The 18711-nt window shown below is 57.8% G+C and carries 15 protein-coding genes and 2 pseudogenes; 4 read left to right on the forward strand and 13 right to left on the reverse strand.

Going from position 1 to position 18711, the window contains the following annotated elements; translation table 11 throughout:
- Window positions 1-187: 187 nt before the first annotated feature.
- The 3 genes from A7Q00_RS10170 to A7Q00_RS10180 form a co-directional block, all read right to left on the reverse strand.
- Complete coding sequence (locus tag A7Q00_RS10170) at window positions 188-529, reverse strand: YbaB/EbfC family nucleoid-associated protein (protein ID WP_064090428.1); 342 nt, start codon at window positions 527-529, stop codon at window positions 188-190.
- Between the two features lie 53 nt (window positions 530-582).
- Window positions 583-2811 carry a DNA polymerase III subunit gamma/tau gene (dnaX, locus tag A7Q00_RS10175; RefSeq protein ID WP_064090429.1) on the reverse strand — a complete coding sequence of 743 codons (2229 nt, stop codon included), beginning with the start codon at window positions 2809-2811 and terminating at the stop codon, window positions 583-585.
- Between the two features lie 270 nt (window positions 2812-3081).
- Window positions 3082-3345, reverse strand: coding sequence for a putative hemolysin (locus tag A7Q00_RS10180; RefSeq protein ID WP_064090430.1), 264 nt, complete (start codon window positions 3343-3345; stop codon window positions 3082-3084).
- Between the two features lie 119 nt (window positions 3346-3464).
- Between A7Q00_RS10180 and A7Q00_RS14335 the strand changes: the two are divergent.
- Window positions 3465-3580, forward strand: a pseudogene (locus A7Q00_RS14335) (IS5/IS1182 family transposase); the annotation flags it as partial.
- A gap of 15 nt (window positions 3581-3595) precedes the next feature.
- Here the strand turns inward: A7Q00_RS14335 and A7Q00_RS10185 are convergent.
- Window positions 3596-5647, reverse strand: a complete 2052-nt coding sequence (locus tag A7Q00_RS10185) for a transglutaminase TgpA family protein (protein WP_245637562.1) — start codon at window positions 5645-5647, stop codon at window positions 3596-3598.
- Between the two features lie 66 nt (window positions 5648-5713).
- Window positions 5714-6268 (reverse strand): hypothetical protein, encoded by a 555-nt coding sequence (locus A7Q00_RS10190; RefSeq protein ID WP_156503806.1) that lies wholly within the window; start codon window positions 6266-6268, stop codon window positions 5714-5716.
- A 527-nt stretch (window positions 6269-6795) separates the two neighbouring features.
- Between A7Q00_RS10190 and A7Q00_RS10195 the strand changes: the two genes are divergently transcribed.
- Complete coding sequence (locus tag A7Q00_RS10195) at window positions 6796-7248, forward strand: hypothetical protein (RefSeq protein ID WP_245637563.1); 453 nt, start codon at window positions 6796-6798, stop codon at window positions 7246-7248.
- Between the two features lie 67 nt (window positions 7249-7315).
- A complete protein-coding gene (locus tag A7Q00_RS10200) occupies window positions 7316-7705 on the forward strand; it encodes a hypothetical protein (protein ID WP_064090431.1) in 390 nt (129 codons plus the stop codon).
- Window positions 7706-8127: 422 nt separating this feature from the next.
- Here the strand turns inward: A7Q00_RS10200 and A7Q00_RS10205 are convergent, their stop codons facing one another.
- Together A7Q00_RS10205 and A7Q00_RS10210 are read right to left on the reverse strand one after the other, a co-directional pair.
- Window positions 8128-9087 (reverse strand): LysR family transcriptional regulator, encoded by a 960-nt coding sequence (locus A7Q00_RS10205; protein WP_082887825.1) that lies wholly within the window; start codon window positions 9085-9087, stop codon window positions 8128-8130.
- A gap of 334 nt (window positions 9088-9421) precedes the next feature.
- Window positions 9422-10054 (reverse strand): GNAT family N-acetyltransferase, encoded by a 633-nt coding sequence (locus A7Q00_RS10210; protein ID WP_064090432.1) that lies wholly within the window; start codon window positions 10052-10054, stop codon window positions 9422-9424.
- Between the two features lie 290 nt (window positions 10055-10344).
- Between A7Q00_RS10210 and A7Q00_RS10215 the strand changes: the two genes are divergently transcribed.
- Window positions 10345-10935, forward strand: coding sequence for an NAD(P)H-dependent oxidoreductase (locus A7Q00_RS10215; RefSeq protein ID WP_064090433.1), 591 nt, complete (start codon window positions 10345-10347; stop codon window positions 10933-10935).
- 551 nt (window positions 10936-11486) lie between these two features.
- On the opposite strand, the gene A7Q00_RS10220 is transcribed toward A7Q00_RS10215, so the two are convergent.
- From A7Q00_RS10220 to parC, 6 genes and pseudogenes are all read right to left on the reverse strand, one after another.
- Window positions 11487-12242: a class I SAM-dependent methyltransferase gene (locus tag A7Q00_RS10220; protein ID WP_064090434.1), complete on the reverse strand. Its 756-nt coding sequence runs from the start codon at window positions 12240-12242 to the stop codon at window positions 11487-11489.
- A 60-nt stretch (window positions 12243-12302) separates the two neighbouring features.
- On the reverse strand, window positions 12303-12719 hold the full coding sequence (locus A7Q00_RS10225) for a hypothetical protein (RefSeq protein WP_064090435.1): 417 nt from the start codon (window positions 12717-12719) through the stop codon (window positions 12303-12305).
- A gap of 235 nt (window positions 12720-12954) precedes the next feature.
- Window positions 12955-13023: pseudogene (locus A7Q00_RS14340) on the reverse strand (helix-turn-helix domain-containing protein); the annotation flags it as partial.
- Window positions 13024-14553 (reverse strand): sigma-54-dependent transcriptional regulator, encoded by a 1530-nt coding sequence (locus tag A7Q00_RS10230; protein ID WP_425387511.1) that lies wholly within the window; start codon window positions 14551-14553, stop codon window positions 13024-13026.
- Window positions 14546-16153, reverse strand: a complete 1608-nt coding sequence (locus A7Q00_RS10235) for a sensor histidine kinase (RefSeq protein WP_064090436.1) — start codon at window positions 16151-16153, stop codon at window positions 14546-14548. The genes A7Q00_RS10230 and A7Q00_RS10235 overlap by 8 nt, the downstream gene beginning before the upstream one ends.
- On the reverse strand, window positions 16150-18462 hold the full coding sequence (parC, locus tag A7Q00_RS10240; protein ID WP_064090437.1) for a DNA topoisomerase IV subunit A: 2313 nt from the start codon (window positions 18460-18462) through the stop codon (window positions 16150-16152). Before parC ends, A7Q00_RS10235 begins: the two co-directional genes overlap by 4 nt.
- Between the last annotated feature and the right edge of the window lie 249 nt (window positions 18463-18711).

The raw sequence follows: 18711 nt of genomic DNA on the forward strand, positions 1-18711 counted from the left end.
CCAATCGAACTTTATAGTGAATTAACAAAAACCAGTACAGCGTTGGCTCGCCTTGCCGTACTATCTATACTGTCTGCGGCTCGCCGCCTTGTCCTGATTTTTGTTAATTCACTATATTTTCATTCACAGCAATGGCCAAACAAACCGGCTGCCTGACGGGTTCGGGCAGCCGGTGTTTATGTGCGGATTACTTGAAGAAGTTGTCCATGCCGGAGGGCAGGCCGAGGCCTTGGGTGAATTGCGACATATGCTGTTGGGCGGCGGCTTCCACTTTGCGGGCGGCATCGTTGAAGGCGGCGGCAATCAGGTCTTCCAGCATTTCTTTGTCGGAAGCGGCATCGGCGGCGAGGCTGTCGTCGATGTGTACGCGTTGGACGGCGTGGTGGCAGCTGAGGGTGATTTTCACCATGCCGCCGCCGGCTTCGCCTTCCACGGTGATGTTGGCCAATTCGGCCTGTGCTTGTTTCATTTTTTCCTGCATTTTTTGTGCCTGTTGCATCAGGTTGCCGAGGCCGGCTTTGCTGAACATGAGTGTGCTCCTATTTTAAAGAGTGGGTGGGATAAAAAAGTGCGGGAGCGGCCTTAGGTTTGGCCGTTTCCCTGCAATACAAGGCTTTCGGGCAGCCAGCGGGCGCCGAATAGATTGAGGATGTCTTGCGCGGCGGGGTCTTGCTCCAGCAGGCTTTGCGCCTGGTTGCGGGCGGCCTGGCGCAGGCGTTGTTGGCGCATGGCGGGGGTTTCGGCAGCTGTGCCGCCGGCCGGCCAATCGGTGGTGCGGATGCTGACGGGATGGCCGTAGGCGGCGGCCAGGTGCTGCTCGATGCGCTGGATGTGTTCGCGGCTGATGCTGACTTGCCCGGCTTCGGCCACGGCGAGGGTGAGCAGGTGTTGCTGCGGGTCGTAGCCGAGGCAGGCGGTGTGCTGGGCGCTCATTTGGGCGGCACCGATTTTGGGCGCGATGGCGGCAACGATGTGCGGCCAAGTGTCGGCATCGGGCAGAGGCAGGGCTGTCGTGCCGGGGTGTTCCGGGGTTTCGGCAGCGGCCGATTGGGCTGGAGATGGTTCATTTTGCCCGTTTGGGCTGTGTAAAAATCCGCTTTGTTCGGTTTCAGGTAGCCTTTCGCGGCCTAATCCGGATTCGTTTCGGGATACGGCATCATGCTGGTGCTGGGGCAGGCTGTCATTTTGGTTTCGGCTATGCGGAAACTCGTTTGCGGGGTTTTGGCGGGGCTCGGTTTCAGCTAGCCCTGGGCTTGGGAGGCTGTCGGGCTGCCGGGTTTCAAAACCGGCGGGGATGGTTTCTGCCGGGGCAGGTTGCGGCTCGCTAGGATGGGGACGGCCGGGTTCGGCCGAATCGGGCGCGGGATTGCCGGAGGCGTTTGGATTGGGCGAAAGCCCGTGCTGACTGTTTGGACTGCCTGAAATGTTTTCAGGTAGCCTGTTGGTATGGCGGGCGGCGGGGGCGGTTTCCTGCGGCAGGGGTTCGTTTGGCGAAAGTCTGCCGTTGTCGTTCGGGCTACCTGAAAAGCTGTCGTGTTCATTTTGGCTGTTAGATTTGCTTTCAGGTAGCCTGGGTTCGGCTTGGGCGGGCGGGGCTTCTGCGGGATGGTTTTCGGCTGGAATGCGGGCCTTATCCGGCTGCGGTGTGGCAGCCGGACGGGGCTTTGGGGCGGGATCGTGCAGTTCGCTGCCGCTGATTCGGCTGCCTTCGGGCAGATCGGCGGCGGCCAAGGGGGCGAAGGCGAGCAGGCGCAGCAGGGTCATCACGAAACCAGCGTATTCGTCGGGCGCGAGCGGCAGGTCTTGTTTGCCGTGGATAACGCATTGGTAATACAGCTGGATTTGTTCGTCGCCCAGTTGGCCGGCGAGCTGTTGCAGGGTGTCGCGCTCGGGGTCGTCTGCGGGCACGGCGGCGGGGATGGTTTTGATGAGGGCGAGCTTTTGCAGCAGGAGGGCGAGCTCGCTCAAGGCGCTGTCGAAACCGATGGCGCGGCCGGCCATTTCCTGTGCGGTGGCGAGCAGGGCGGCGCCGTCTTGGTTGGCGGCGGCTTGCAGCAGGGAGTAAAGGTAGCGTTGGTCGACGGCGCCGATCATTTGGCGCACGTCGGCTTCGGTTACGCTACCGGAGCCCATGGCGATGGCTTGGTCGAGCAGGCTGAGTGCGTCGCGCATGGAGCCGGCGGCGGCGCGGCCGAGTAGGGCGAGGGCGGGGGCTTCGTAGGGGATTTGTTCGCTGGTCAGAACGTGCGCAAGGTGCTGCGACACCTGCTGGGCGGTCATGTTGCGCAGCACAAATTGCAGGCAGCGGCTGAGCACGGTAACGGGCACTTTGTGCGGGTCGGTGGTGGCGAGGATGAATTTGACGTGTTCGGGTGGCTCTTCCAGCGTTTTGAGCATGGCGTTGAACGCGGATTTGGAGAGCATGTGCACTTCGTCGATGATATAGACTTTGTATTTGCCGGCGGTGGGCGCGTATTGGGCGTTTTCCAGCACTTCGCGGATGTTGTCGATGCCGGTGTTGGAGGCGGCGTCGATTTCGAGCAGGTCTACAAACCGCCCGGCGTCGATGTCGCGGCAGGATTGGCATTGGCCGCAGGGCTCGCCTTCGTGCGGGGTTTCGCAGTTGAGGCTTTTGGCGAGGATGCGGGCGATGGTGGTTTTGCCCACGCCCCGCGTGCCGGTGAGCAGGTAGGCGTGGTGCAGGCGGCCTTTGCCCAGGGCGTTTTGCAGGGCTTTGACAACGTGTTCCTGCCCGACTAAATCGGCAAAGGTTTTGGGGCGCCACTTGCGGGCGAGAACTTGGTAGGCCATGTGGGATGCTTTGATGGGTTATTCAGGCGCACGGGTGCGCGGGGCGCGCATTGATGGTGCTATAGTGGATTAACAAAAATCAGGACAAGGCGGCGAGCCGCAGACAGTATATATAGTACGGCAAGGCGAGCCAACGCTGTACTGGTTTTTGTTAATTCACTATAAAGGCGGTATTTTAGCATTATCGCCGCTATTCTTGGGGCGGGGAAAGGCAAACAGGCTACCTGAAAATCGGATTTCAGGTAGCCTGCCTGTTTGGCCGGGTGGGGCTTATGTGCCGCTGCCGCCGTTGTTGGCGCGGTAGTATGCCCATTCTTCCACTTCTTTGCCGTCGGGCAGGATGCACACGCCGTATTCGCTGCCGTCTTGGTTTTTACGGATTTCAGACTTGCCGCCCTGCTGCACGCAGTATGCGCTGGCGGGGTTGGGGGTGCCGATGGCGGGCGCTTGGGCGTCGGCTTGGGCGGAAGTGGTTTGGCTGCCGGCGCAGGCGGCCAGGCCGAGGGCGGCCATCAGGGGGAAGAAACGTTTCATGGTTTATCCTTTTCGGGTGTGGTGAATAAATTTTCAGGTAGCCTTATCCGGGCTTTAGCTTACTCTGATAAAGGCTACCTGAAAGATAACAGACAAACGGGATGTGGAACGTTAATCCGAGTTCGGCTAGGTATAGTGGATTAAATTTAAATCAGGACAAGGCGGTGAGCCGCAGACAGTACAAATAGTACGGCAAGGCGAGACAACGCTGTACTGGTTTAAATTTAATTCACTATAAAAGCGCGGTGTGTTACAGCTTAACCTTACGCACGGCGCGGCAGCACTGGCGATACCAGCGTTTTTGCGCGGCTTTCGGGGGCAGGCTGTCATCGGCGTAGTTCCAGCGTTCGTATTGCGCCAACAGGCTTTCCAGCTCGGGGCTGAGGCATTCCTGCTCACGCAGGATGTTGGCGGTTTCGGCAGGGCCGAGGGCGGCAGGGTCGATGCCTTCCACGTCGAGCAGGCGCTCTTTGATGCGGGCGAAGCCTTCTTCCAACAAGTTGGCATAACGCCGACTGCTGCGCCGCCACCACAGCCACAGCGGAATCACGGCCAAAGTGCCGCCAACCAGCAGGAACACGAGCAGGCTCAATAGGTTGAAGCCGCCCAAGCCCAAGCTGCGGAACAGGCTTTGCTGCGAGCTGCTGTCGTAGTTCACCACCCATTGCTGCCAGTAAAACTGGCCTTCGGCGCTGAGTTTGCTCCACCACTGCCAATTGCCGCTGCCGGCCACCAGTTCTTGCTCGCCGCCCTCCAGCGCGGAGGAGAGGCCTTGTTCGATGCGGTTGCTGCTTATGGCGGCGGTGGGGTCGATACGCAGCCAGGCTTCTTCTTCGGGCAGCCACACTTCGGCCCAGGCGTGGGCATCTTTGCCGCGCACCTGCCAGAAACCGCCGTCGGGGTTGTATTCGCCGCCCTGATAGCCGGTAACCACGCGGGCGGGCACGCCGGCGGCGCGCATGATGACCACAAAGCTTTCGGCGTAGTGTTCGCAGAAGCCGCGGCGGTTGTCGAACACGAAGTTGTCGATGCGGTCGGGGCTGCGGTCGAGCGGGGGATTGAGGGTGTAGGCGAAGGATTGGTTGCGGTAGTAGGCCAGGGTGCGGTTGACGAAATCGACGGTGTTGGCGGATTGGCTGCGCAGCTGGCGGGCGAGCGAACGGACGCGCTGGTTGCTGTAGCCGGGCAGGCGGCTCAGCTGGCGCTGGCGCGAGGGGGAAAGTTTTTCAGGTAGCCTGTTGCCGATGGCGGCCTGCAAGGAAAAGCGGCGTAAACCATCATGGCTGCGCACACGCACGGTGTGGCCTTCCACAAAGTGCATTTTGCTGCGTGAATTGGCAGCACTGGAATTGATGAAGGGATAATCCAACGCGGGAATACGGCCCCGTTCGTCGCGCATAATGATGCTGTAGGACACGATGGATTGGGTAGGCTTGGTGGTGGCGTTGCTTTCAATGAAATCGTCGTCAGCACGCCATTGCTCGCCATCAAACTGGCTCATGGTGATGGCACGCCAATAGAGGTCGGATTGGTTGGGCGTGTAGCCCTCGTCGAAAGTGGCGTTGAAAGCCAGCTCGTTGCTCTGCACCAAATTGCTGATGCTGCCCGGCTGCATGGTGTCGGACAGGCCGGTTTGGGCTTGGCCGGGTTTGGGCGGCTGCGGAATGCGCCATAAAGGCTCGCTCATGCGCGGCACGGCGATAAATAATACGGCGGCCAGAGGCAGGGTGAGCAGCAGGGCGGTAACGGCGTGGCGGGCGGCCAGGCGCAGCGGCATATTCAAGAGGGCGATGCAGGTGGCGGTACCGAACAGGCCGGCCAACAGCCACAGGCCGATGAACATGCCTTGGTTGAGCAGCACGGTGGCGCCCATCAGGAATACCATGGCGGTGAGCAGCATATGCCAATCGCGCAACACGCGGCTTTCATAGGTTTTCAGCAGCACCAGCAGCAAGAGCAGCGCGCTGCCGCCTTCGCTGCCGAGAAATGTGCCCAGCTGCGAAAACACGAAGCCAAACACGGCCAGGCCGCCGACGGCGGTGGCCCAAGCGGGCAGGCCGCGGCTGCCGATGAGCGTGAGCCCGAGCTGGATCAGCCACAGCACGCCGAATACGGCAATCACGCCAACGGGCAGGGCAAAAGCCAGCGGCAGGGTAATCCATAGCAGCAGCAATAGAACGCCCAAACGCGGCAGGCGTTCGGGCGGTCGGTCGATGTATTCGGGATTGAAAACGAGCATGGTGGTTTGGGTTGGATGGCGGCTTGGTTGTTCGCTTTGCGGAAACTCGGTTTGCTTGGGCAAACTTCGTTTCAGGTAGCCTTTTTATCAGACGGTATGTTTTGTGCGCCTGTAGCCGCCAGTCTGCGTTCAACCGGTAATCAGATTGGGCAGGCTGTGGCTCAGTTGCAGCGAATTGCCGATTATACCCAAATCCGCATCGGCAAAGCAGGCGTTTTCCAAAATCAGCCCGCCCTCAGGGCGCGAGGCGTGCAGGCTCATGCGCATTTGCGCGGGGGTGAAGGGCAATCCGTGTTTGCGGGCGTATTCGGCGGCGCGGCGGTTGGCGGTTTGCAGCATCGGAATCAGCGTGATGTCTAAATGAAACACACGCACGCCCAACACCAAAATACGGGCGGCAAACCAATCGGCTTCTTCTGTGAACACTTCCGGGCTGTGCTGCTCGAAATTGTGCCGCTCGGCAGCAATCAGGCAGGCCAAGGAGCGGATTTGCGGCAGCAGGGCTTCGCACAGCATGAAATCTTGCTGCTGCGGCGTATCGGCCTGCAAATCGGCACGGTGCTGGTTGCCGTCCACGGCCAAATACCAGCGTTGCAGCTCGGTGCGGGGCTGGGTGGGGGGAAGCTGGCGGAGTTGGCGGGCTAGGGCAGACATTTTATGTTCCTGTTCGGCTTGGCGGTTCATGGGAGGGGTTCCGTGGGTGAGCGGCCTTGCCGGAGCAAATAAAAAACCGCTCGGGGTTTCCGGGCGGTAGCTTTTCTTTCGGCTAGGGTAGCGCAAATCAGGCGCACAGCAAAAGATACCGCTCGGCTGGGCGGTACCAATAAAACGGGACGAAAGAGAAGTTTTGCGTATTCATGGGGAGGGAGTGTAAGCGGCGCGGCGGGGGCTGTCAAGTGCCGGACGGCGGCGGGGTTGGCGTTTTCAGGTAGCCCCTCAGGGCTTGCAGGCGGCCTGAAAATTGTAAAAATAACAGCGCGAACAGCGTATTGGCGTAAAGCCGGGTTAAATGGTTTCGAAATTGCTTGATTGGCTGCTATCATGCCCGGCTTTACGGATGCTTCACGGGCATTCCTCATTTTTTCAAATTGGCCGGAAATAAAAGATTTGGCCGGCTGTACAGCGAATTAACGAAAACCGGTACTGCGTTGGCTCGCCTTGCTGCCTTGCCCCGATTGTTGTTAATCCGCCATTTAGGTAGGAGAGGGAAGTTGAAATATTCCAATTTGTTGTGGCTGCTGCCGCTTTTGGTGCTGGCCGGCTGCGTGTCGCCGGAAGCGGCGGGTATCCGCCGGCAGCAATCGCATATCAATTACGGCGATGATGTGAAAATCGGCAGCTCGATCAGAGCCTACGGCTTCCGCAGCCAGCCCACGCGCGGCAGGCCGGAAGTGGAGGTGCAGAGCGAAAAAGCGCCGGGCGAAGCGGCACAGTGCCTGCAAAAACAGCTGCAAACCCGTTTGCGCCTGCCGGATAACTTTATCCAAGTCCGCAGCTACACCAATTCGGCCTATACTGTGGCGCTGCACAATCCCTTTACCAACAAAGATGGCGTGTTGATGGATGTGCACCAACGCGGCGTGAAAAGTTCGGTGATCAAACTGTATGCCAACGGCACCACGCTTTCGCGCGTTTGGCGCGGTATCCCGGCGGCGTGTAAGTAGCCGATTGCCTACCAAAATATTATAATGGCAGCGTTTTAACCCGATTAACCACACAGGCAGACGAAACATGAAAAAATATTTGCTGGCTTTGCTGCTGGCCTTGAGCAGCACCGCTTGGGCATACCGCTTCCCCATCGACAGCATGGAAGTGGCCGTGCTGAAATCCGCTTCCTTCCCGCAGGTTACACTCACTACAGACGGCTTTTCTTGGCTGCGTACCCTGACTCTGGGCTGGCTGGACGATGGCGCGAAAACTGTGAATATGGTGCAGGGTGTGCGCATTAAAGACGATAACAACCGCTTCATTACCCATGGCCAGCTGCAAAACTATACCGGCCGCATCGTGGCTCTGCGCCGCGACGGAGCGGGCAATATCTTGGAAATGTGGATACTGACCCCGCAGGAAAACGAAGCATTCAAAGAACGTGCCGCCTTGCTGCAAAATCAGCAGCGTTAAGGCGGAATGAAAGATCAAACCTCCTGCCGTTCCGAATGGGACGGCAGGAGGTTTCGGTTTGGATGGGCTTGAAGTTTTCAGGTAGCCTTCGGGGAGGCTACCTGAAAGGCTGAAGCCATTTTTAAGGCTACCTGAAAACGCCGTGTTTGGTTTTCAGGTAGCCTTTTTGCGTCTGGCGGATTGGTTGTGAGATATGTCGTTTGAACGTAGGCGGTTATGCCGACACCCGGAGACTAGCTGAAAAATATAGTGAATTAACAAAAATCAGGACAAGGCGACGAGCCGCAGACAGTACACACGTTACGGCAAGGCGAGCCAACGCTGTACTGGTTTAAATTTAATTCACTATATCTGTACCGCTTCGGCTTCGTCGCCTGCTTCTGATTTAGATTTAACCCGCTATACCCGCCCTGCAAAATCTTTCAGATAACCCCAGCCCTCCTTTCCCCCAGCTGTTCCGCCAAAAAATCCACAAATGCCCGGATTTTCGGGCTGACGGCATTGTCGCCGTAATAGACGGCGTAAAACGGTTTGGCTTCGTTCAAGGCGCGGTCGGGTAGGAGTTCGTGCAGGTGTCCCGCAGCAATATCGGCGGCGACGGTGAAATCAGACAGGCAGGCGATGCCGTTGCCTTCCAAGCACAGGCGGCGGATGGTTTCGCCGCTGTTGGCGGACAGTTGCGGCACGGCGGCGTAGGGCGTGTGGCCGGTGTCGGCAAACGGCCAGTTGTTCAGGGTTCTGGGTTCGGAGAAGCCGATGAGGGTGTGCCGCGACAGATCGGCGACGGTCTCCGGCTTACCGTATCTGGCCAGATAGTCGGGCGCAGCAACAAGCTTCAGGCGACTGTCAAACAGGTGTCGGGCGCGCAGCGCAGAATCGTGCAGGCTGCCTGCGCGGATGGCAATATCCACGCGCCGTTCGATGAGGTCGATATAGCCTTCGGACGAGGTAAGCTGCAACGACACCTGCGGATAACGCTCACGAAACGGGCGCACGAGCGGGGCAATGCGATGCAGCAGCGTGGGCGTGGCGGAATCCACCCGAAGAATGCCCTGCGGTGTACCGCCCGAGGAGAGGAGTTCTGCTTCTGCGGCATCGATGTCGTGCAGTATCTGCCGAGCGCGCCTGAAGAAACGGCTGCCTTCTTCGGTAAGCCGAAGCTGGCGTGTGGTGCGGTTGAGCAGATTGGTGGAAAGTTTCTCTTCCAGCCGTTTCACGGTGCGGCTGACGGCGGAATTGGCCAGCCCGAGCCGCTCTGCCGCGCGGCTGAAGCTGCCGCTTTCCACCACCTGCACGAACACGGCCAGTTCGTCCGAATGGGTTTCATTGTTGCTTTTCTGGAAAAGTGTTTTGCAATTATTGCTGTTTTCATTATAAAGCATCGGGGTACAATAATGCTTTTTCAACGCAAATATAGTGGATTAAAATAAAAATGAGACAAGGCGGCGAGCCGCAAGGCGTACAGGTAGTACGTCAAGGCGAGCCAACGCCGTATCATTGCAATTTTAATCGACTATACCGTCGCATACGGGACGACAGAACGCAGAAAAGCCGCCCGTATCGGCGGCTTTCGTTATTCGTTCTGGGAATGCAGGGCATCCAGCCTTCGCGGCACGGGTGGTCTTTCTGCTCGGCATACGTCGTCCTCCTGTCAGACGTCATGGTATGCCCTCACACACAAAATTCCGGATATGCTCTCTCAAAAATTACCAAATATCAAAGAGTACCAATATCGGCCAAGGGCTTCTCGAAAGTCCATGTTCTGACACCTTCAACATCACGAACATCCAGCTGCCGAAACCCGTTCTTTTTGTAAAAACGGCAGTTGCTTTCTGTATGGGTAATCAAGGTAAGGCGCTGGCTTTTCTCCTCTTTGGCAAGTGCCTCAAGTCCCTCTGCTATAAAAAGACCGCCGACCCCCTTGCCCTGACAATCAGGCATCACGCCCAGCAGTTCAAGATAAAGGCTTCGAACGCCAATTCTCTTAGCTTCTTTACTACCTTCCCCGAAGACTTTTTGAAAGACTAGAAGCTGGCTGATATATTTCCACATCCTCCAAGCTCCTGCCCACAAAAATGAAAGCGTACTGACAGGATGGCAGCCAAGTTTATGAATGGTAGCGACTGCCAGAAGACGGCCGTCCTCTTCAGCGAGCAGGCAGATATGATGACGCATCGCTACCTTAACCATAACTGCATGCAGTCTGTTTAGAAAGTCAACATAGGACTGGCTGCTGCCAAACAGAGGACGGAATTTTTTCCTATAAACCTCATGCTCGGCAAAAGCAGCAGTTAAAACCGAGGCTGCAGCGGCAAGATCTTTTTCATCCGCCTTTCTAAAATAAATCACGATGATTTACTCCATAATACATGGGTTGGGACCTTTGCAAAACTTCAGATTTGAGCACAGTTCAAAGCAACAGCACCGCAAAACGCGCAGACAATATGGAAATATTACCAGTATGCCCGCCAAAGAGAAGCGCATGGCGAAGAAATGAGCCAAAGATGAAGATTTTCAAATATAGTGGATTAAAATCGCAATGATACGGCGTTGGCTCGCCTTGACGTACTACCTGTACGCCTTGCGGCTCGCCGCCTTGTCTCATTTTTATTTTAATCCACTATATTTGAGGAGACAACATGAATATTCTGTTAATTGACGGCGGCCAACATTTCGGTCATTCCGCCGGCCGCCTGAACCACACGCTGCACCAAACCGCACGCGACACGCTGACCGCACTCGGCCATGCGGTGAAGGAAACCGTGATTGAAGAAGGTTACGACAAAGATGCCGAAGTGGAAAAATGGCTGTGGATGGACGCGGTGGTTTGGCAGATGCCCGGCTGGTGGATGGGCGAGCCGTGGACGGTGAAAAAATATATCGATGAAGTGTTTACCGCAGGCGTGGGCGAGAACAAGCTGGTGGCCAACGACGGCCGCCACCGTGTAAACCCGACGGAAGGCTACGGCACGGGCGGCTTGCTGCATGGCAAAAAACACATGATTTCATCCACTTGGAACGCGCCGATTGAGGCGTTTACCCGAGAAGGCGATTTCTTTGAGGGCGCGGGCGTGGACGGTGTGCATTTCCATTTTCATAAAGCAAACGAGTTCCTCGGCACCACGCGCCTGCCCTCGTTCATCTGCAACGATGTGATAAAGAATCCGCAGGTGGAACAGTATTTGGCGGATTATCGGGCGCATTTGGAGAAGGTGTTCGGTAGGGCGTGATTGAGTGGATGCAAAAAGCAGCCTGTACTTTGGGAATTTGAAGTGCAGGCTGCTTTTTGTTGGGTTGTCCGGTTTTTTCGGAAGCTGTTTTCAGGTAGCCTTTGGCAGAGGCTACCTGAAAAATAGAAACAGTGTTTTTTGCTGGTTTATAGTGAATTAAATTTAAACCAGTACAGCGTTGTCTCGCCTTGCCGTACTATCTGTACTGTCTGCGGCTCGTCGCCTTGTCCTGATTTAAATTTAATTCACTATAAGCTTGACGCTCTAAGCGGTGATGGATAATTTTCTCTCTATAATTTATGCTGTTAGGCAGCTCATGGTAAAGGGGGAATGATGGCTGCGCTGGGAATGCTGTTTGTGTTGTTCGGTATATTTTGTTTGGCTTGTATCGTGCTCGGCGTTGTAATCGCTTGTCTGTACGGCATTTTTGAATGTTTGTGGATAATGGGATGGTTGCCTAAAAGTTGGTGGGGTTTTAAACGCGATAATCGCCCTTGAGTTTTTGAAGAAGCAGCCCGTTGCAGTTTAGCGGGCTGCTTTTTGTTAAGTTGCTAAATACTATGTTTGCTACCGCTTCCCTTATACACATCAAACCGGGTTGATTTGCCCGTGTATTGGTAATCCGGCTGGCGGCCGCACAGGAAATTGCCCAATCGCGGGCGTTTGACCACCACGCGGGCGGTGGCTGTGGCGAGGGCGGCATCGAGCAGGGCGGCATCGTTTTGAGCGGTGCCGACCAACTCGTGAAAAAACACCATTTCTTTTTTTACCGCCGCCGATTTGCGCCGTTCGGGGTACATCGGGTCGAGATACACCACTTGCGGGCGGCCGATTTCGGCGGTCAGTTGCGGCATGTATTCGGCGGCGTCGGCATTGTGCAGGGTGAGGCGGGAGGCGGTTTCGGCGGTATCGGGGTGGAGCAGGGCGCGAGCGAGGCCGTCGGCCAAGAGGCAGTATACGGCGGGGTGCCGCTCGAAAATATGCACGTTCAGCCCGAGCCCGGCCAACACGAAGCTGTCGCGGCCGAGCCCGCCGGTGGCGTCCCAAACGGCGGGCTGTTTGCTGCGGCCGACGGCTTTGGCCAGCAACTCGCCACCGCCGTGCAGCCGCCTGTGTTGCGCCGCGCCGGCGGTGAAATCTACCCAAACGCTGCCTTTGTCGCCCGCGCGGTGCAACACGATGCCTTGCTCTTCGGCGGCCAGGTAGAGGCAGGAGGCAGGCGGGGTGTTGGAAATAATTATTGCAGGATGGCGGGCGTAGTCGGGCAGGGTGTGCGGGGTGGGGGTGATGAGCTGGATGGAGGACATGGCGGCTTACTGTCTGGTTTGAGGAAATAATTGTTTCAGCTATGGCGGCGGGTGTGTTCGTTAGAATAAGGTAGCAAAGCAGGCAAGCGCAAAACCTACCCCTGTCATCAGAAATCCTCGCCAAAATACGCCTTTATTGCTGCCTTCCCAATCACGCTGGGTGATCAACAGCCAGAAAAAGCCGAGAGACCAGGCACACATCCCGATAAGATAAATAAACAGCGCATCTGTGTTGGATTGAAGGAATACCCACCATAGCGCCATATTGGCGCTGAGTGAAATGCCTGAGGCCAGATAGGGTTTAAATTCTTTCCATTTGAGGCCGAACACGTACACAACTAGCGTGGGCAGCATCAGCAGGATATACAGGCTCAAACCATACCAATCGGCATAAACCATAAACAGTACCAGCATCGGCACATAGAACAGTGCGGCGAGCAAGCCGTCCAGTGTGCGAGGATTCGGTTTTTTCCACATTTGCTTCTCCTTGTCTCTGGATTTTGACTTTCAGGTAGCCTTATCTGCAGCCGGTGATTGCCTAACAAAGATAGCGGTTATTTTACTCCTTTGGATTGGAGCCTGAATGGGAACGAGTACTGGGAGTTTCGAAGGTTTGGTTATAAAGTGTTTTTTATATTCATGTGGAAAAACTTTCAGGTAGCCTCAAAGGCTACCTGAAAGTTTATTGCTTCATTTCAGCAAAGTTATGCGGCTATTCGATTTCCAAGCGTTCCATCCGGTAGCGCATGGAGCGGAAGCTGATGCCGAGCAGTTTGGCGGCCTAGGTGCGGTTGTAGCGGGTTTTTTGCAGGGCTTGCTCGATAATCAGCCGCTCTACGTCGTCGAGGTAGTCTTGCACCTGGGTGCGGCCGAGCACGAAGCCGGGCAGGTTGTCGAGTTGGCCGCTGTTTTCTGGAGCGGTTGTTTCGGCGGGGTCGGGGCTGCCGCTGTTTTGGCTGACGGCGGCGATGGCACTGCCCCAGTCGTCGTCTTCATCCAATAGCGGGGAGCTGGAGAGCTGGAGGTCGGCGGCATCGATGGTGTTGTCGGCGGCCAGGGCGACGGCGCGTTCGAGAATGTTTTCCAGCTCGCGGAAGTTGCCGGGGTAGCTGTATTGCAGAAGCGCCTGTTTGGCGGGCTGGGTGAGGGTGTAGTCGCCGCCTTGGCGGTGTTTGCGCAAGAGCTGGGTGATGAGCTGGGGCAGGTCTTCGCGCATTTCGCGCAGGGGCGGCATGGTGAGGGAGACGACGTTGAGGCGGTAGAACAAGTCTTGCCGGAATGCGCCTTTGGCCACGAGGGCGGCGAGGTCTTTATGCGTGGCGGATATGATGCGCACGTCCACTTTCACTTCTTGCGCGTCGCCGATGCGGCGCACGGCTTTTTCCTGGATGGCGCGCAGGAGTTTCACCTGCATATGCAGGGGCAGGTCGGCCACTTCGTCGAGGAAGAGGGTGCCGCCGTGGGCGTGTTGGAAGAAGCCGAGGCGGTCTTGGTCGGCGCCGGTGAAGCTGCCTTTTTTGTAGCCGAAGAATTCGCTTTCCATCAGGTTTTCGGGGATGGCGCCGCAGTTTACGGCCACGAAGGGGCGGTCGCGCCGGTCGGAGAGTTCGTGGATGCTGCGCGCGGCCTGCTCCTTACCGGAGCCGGATTCGCCGGCGATATACACGGGCACGGTGGTGCGGGCGAGCTTGCGGATCATCTGCCGGGCTTCTTCGATTTGCGGGGATCGGCCGATGAGGCGGGGGATGTCTTCGGGATTGGCGGCAGGCTGCTCATCGGCTGCGGGTTGAATCTTGCGGCCGGCGGCTTTGCTTTCTTGCGGCTCGTCGTTTTCAGGTAGCCCCTCGCTTTCAGGTAGCCCTTCGTCTGCGCCGTCTGCTTGGGGCGGAGGTTCTTCTTTGGCCGGTGCGGGGGCGGGGAGGCTGTCTTCTTCGTGGATTTTGATGGCGGATTTCACCAAGGTGCGCAGTTGCGCCAGGGTGATGGGCTTTTGCAGGTAGTCGAAGGCGCCGGTTTTGATGGCTTGTACGGCTTGGTCGGCATTGCCGAAGGCGGTGATCACGGCCACGGGCACGTCGAGCTCTTTTTCGTTGATGTATTCCACCACTTCGAGCCCCGAACCGTCGGGCATGCGCATATCGGTAAGCACGAGGGAGAATTTTTTGCTGTCGAGCCACTTTTTGGCGGCATTGACGCCCTCGGCGGTTTCCACCGACAAGCCCATTTTCATCAGGGTCATTTCCATCAGGTCGCGGATGTCTTGTTCGTCGTCCACAACCAACACTGGTTTTTGCAGGCTTTGTTTACTCATTGATATCTTTCGGCATGATTAGTTCGAATCCCTTGACTTCGGGATGATAGTGAAGCTGGCTGGAGTTGGCGTGAGCCAATTCGCGTGCCACATACAGCCCCAGTCCGGTGCCTTCGGAGCGGGTGGTGAAAAACGGCTCGAACAGGCGTGGCTGGTTTTCTGGCGAAACCCCGGGGCCGTCGTCCATCACGGTAAGCGATACGGATACGTTGTCGTCGGTGGGCTTCACCAAAACGGTGATGGAATCGGCCTGCTTACTGCCATGCTGCCAGGCGTTGTTGATGAGGTTCCATATAATCTGCTGCAGGTGCATTTTGTCGAAATACACTTTCAGCGCACCGCCCTGCATATAAAGGTGCACAGCGTGTTTGGCTTCTGGATGGGTGAGCAGGAATTCCTGCTTGAAATCGAGCCAGAATTTCATCAGGTTGATGGATTGGGCGTCGAGCCGGTCGCTCTTGTTCAGGCTGCTCACTTCTTCCAACATTTTATCGATGCGCTGGATGTTGTTGTCGATGATGCCGCGCAGCTTGGTGGTCATCGGATCTTCGTCTTCCTCGGCCAACAGGCCGTTGGATTGGCGGATGGCGGAAAGCGGGTTGCGGATTTCGTGCGCCAGGTTGGCCGTGAGCTGGCCGAGCGCGGCCAGTTTGGTGGCCATGGCCTCCATGGCAACTTCTTGATCGGATCGGATAAACAGCATCAGCAGCGATTCGTCTTCGCGCACCAGCGGGCGGGCGCGCACCTGCACGCCTTGCCCGCCCAGCTCAACATGGGTGATGAAGTTGCGTGTGGGCGCGCGCTGCCAGCGTTTCACCAAAATATCGAACATTTCTTCGTGGCGGTCGACTTTCACATAAGGGAAATAGTGTCCGGCCTGGCGGTTCATCAGCCAGATGCGGCTGCTGGTGTCCACCACCACCACGGCCTCGGCCACATGGTTGAGCACCAGTTCGTTCAGGCCTTTGAGGCGGTCGAAGGCGCGGCGGTGTTTGCTCAGGGTGTTGGCGGCGCGGTTGAGGAAGGAGGCATAAAACGAGGTGAGCAGCGCCACCAGATAGCCCACCGCCGAGAGCACAAGGGTGTGGACGATTGCGTTGCTGCCGGCCTGGCTGTTGGCTTCAAACGGCCAATAACGCAGCCAGGTGCCGATAAACAGCAAAAGGGCGACATAAGAGGCATACAGGAGCGGATAGCGGCCGTGGCTGAGCAGGCAGGATACGCCGATAAAGGGCAGGATGAGGATGCCGAAGCCGGAGGAAATGCCGCCGGCCAGGTGCATGAGCAGCACCATCATGGTGATGTCGGCCACCGCGCTGATGTTGGGCAGGTTGTTTTTCTGCTGTTGCCAGTTGGGAAATACCATGCTGAACACAATCAGCCCGCCGTACACCGCCGCCCAGATATAGAAGCGGCTGCCGAAAATGGGCATCGAAGCCAGTCTGGCCATGCCCACATTCGAGCCGTAGGCGTTTACCAACACATGGAAGGTGAGCAGCGAAAGCAAAAGGCTCACGCGGGCGATATTCATCAGCCAGGGCAGGCGGTTGAGTTGGCTATCCCATTCATTGGGGGTATACGATTTCGGCAGCTGGATCATGCCTCGCCCTCCTGTGTGCCGCTCAGGCTGATGAGGCTACCTGAAACGTCCAACACCCGGCCTTTGCGGCCGCGTTTGCCTTCAATGTCCTGCACGCGTAAGCGTTCGCGGTGTGCCGCGCCGCGTTTGCCGCGGCTGCACACCCAGAAATCGGGGGTGGACACCAAGGCGGTCAGTTGCAGCGTGTCGTTGCCACGTAGCGACATCAATTGCAGGCCACGCCCTTTGGCCATCACTTTCAATTCGCCAATCGGGAAGGCGAGCAGATGTTTGTCCGCACTGGCCAGCACCAAGCGGCAATCGGGGTTGATTAGCGCAGACTGGCGCACCGGCTGCGGCATCAGCAGGGTCTCGCCCGCCTCCAGTTTCACCACTTCCTTGCCCGCCTTCACGCGGCCGACCAAATCGCCCAGTTTGGCGATGAAGCCGTAACCGCCGCTGCCGGCGAGCAGGTAGTGCTCTTGCGGCTGCCCGGCCAGCATAGTGAGCACCGCCGCACCCGGCTGTAATTCCAAGAGCGAGGCCAGCGGCACGCCGTCGCCGCGCCCGCCGGGGATTTCGGCCGGGTCGATGGTGTAGCTGCGGCCGAGCGTGTCGAGCACCACCACCGGGTCGACAGTGCGCGTTTCCAGCGTTTGCTGCAATTCGTCGCCTTCTTTAAACGCGGTGGCAGACAAATCCAGCCCGTGCCCGGCCCGGCTGCGAATCCAGCCCTGGCGCGACAGGATGAGCGTTACCGGCTCGTCGGCCGTGGTGTGGGTGAGCGCGGCGCGTTCGGCTTCGGCCACCAGCGTGCGGCGCGGGTCGCCGAACTGCTTGGCATCGGCCTGCATCTCTTTGATGATGAGCTTCTTCTTCGCGCCTTCGTCGGCCAATAAGTTTTTCAGGTAGCCTTCTTCCTCGCGCAAATCGGCCAGTTCCTGCTCCAGTTTGAAACCTTCCAAACGGGCGAGCTGGCGCAGGCGGATTTCCAAAATATCTTCGGCTTGGATTTCGGAGAGGCCGAAGGCGGCCATCAATTCGGGTTTGGGCTCGTCGGCTTCGCGGATAACGCGGATAACTTCGTCGATGTGCAAAAAGGCGGTCATGCGCCCGTCGAGGATGTGGATGCGTTTGAGCACCTGTTCCAAGCGGTGTTGCAGGCGGCGGGTTACGGTGGATACGCGGAAATCGAGCCACTCCTGCAGGATGGTTTTCAGGTTTTTCTGCGCGGGGCGGTTGTCGAGCCCGATCATCACCAGATTGGCCGGCACGTTGCCTTCCAGCCCGGTTTGCGCCATCAGGGTGTTGATGAAGTTATCCGGCTCGATGCGGCTGGATTTGGGCTCGAATACGAGGCGAACGGGGTGTTCGCCGTCGCTCTCGTCGCGCACTTTGTCGATGAGCTCGAGCATCAGCTTTTTGGTGTTGAGCTGGTCTTGGTTGAGCTGTTTTTTGCCGGATTTGGGCTTGGGGTTGGTTTGCTCTTCGATTTCGGCCAGGATTTTCTGCGCGCTGGTGTTGGGCGGCAGCTCGGTGATGATGAGGCGCCATTGGCCGCGCGCCAGTTTTTCGATTTCGTAGCGGGCGCGCACGCGGATGCTGCCTTTGCCGGTTTCGTAGAGCTGGAGCAGGTCTTTGGCCGGGGTGATGATGTGGCCGCCGCCGGCGAAATCGGGGGCGGGGATGTGCTCCATCAGCTCGGCGGTGGTGAGCGTAGGTTTTTTGAGCAGGGCCACGGCGGCGGCGGTAACTTCGCCTAAGTTGTGCGGCGGGATTTCGGTGGCCATGCCCACGGCGATGCCGGAGGCGCCGTTGAGCAGCACCATGGGCAGGCGGGCGGGCAGGGCTACGGGCTCTTCAAACGCGCCGTCGTAATTCGGCACAAAATCCACCGTGCCTTGATGCAGCTCGGAAAGCAGCAGTTCGGCAATCGGGGTGAGGCGGGCTTCGGTGTAGCGCATGGCGGCCGCGCCGTCGCCGTCGCGCGAGCCGAAGTTGCCGATGCCGTCGATTAAGGGATAGCGCAGGGTGAAGTCTTGCGCCATGCGCACCATGGCGTCGTAGGCGGAAGCGTCGCCGTGCGGGTGGTATTTACCCAGGATTTCGCCCACCACGCGCGCGGATTTCACCGGCTTGGAATGGTCGGCCAGCCCCATTTCCTTCATGGCAAACAGGATGCGCCGCTGCACGGGCTTTTGGCCGTCGCCCACGTCGGGCAGGGCGCGGCCTTTCACCACGCTCATGGCGTATTCGAGGTAGGCGCGTTCGGCGTAGGGGGCGAGCAGCAGGATGTCGCTTTGTTCGGCGGATGCGGTGTTTTCTGGCATGGTGTGGCTGGTGTTTCGGTTGCTAAACGCCGTAATTGTAAAGCAAGCAAGGGTTTTCAGGTAGCCTGCGGGGCGGTGGGGCTGGCTGAAACCATCGCGGGAGAACGGGTTAAGTTTTGTAGTATGCCTTGTGGGCGGCAGGGGAGTGAGTTTTATAATCACGCACTTTCAGCTGGCTCGCATGAAGAAGGCTACCTGAAAACGGGAAGCCGGCATTTGCCGGCATGAAACGTCTGACTCACTTTTAAG

Origin of the sequence: Eikenella halliae (assembly GCF_001648475.1) — a bacterium.
Taxonomy (GTDB): Bacteria; Pseudomonadota; Gammaproteobacteria; order Burkholderiales; family Neisseriaceae; genus Eikenella; species Eikenella halliae.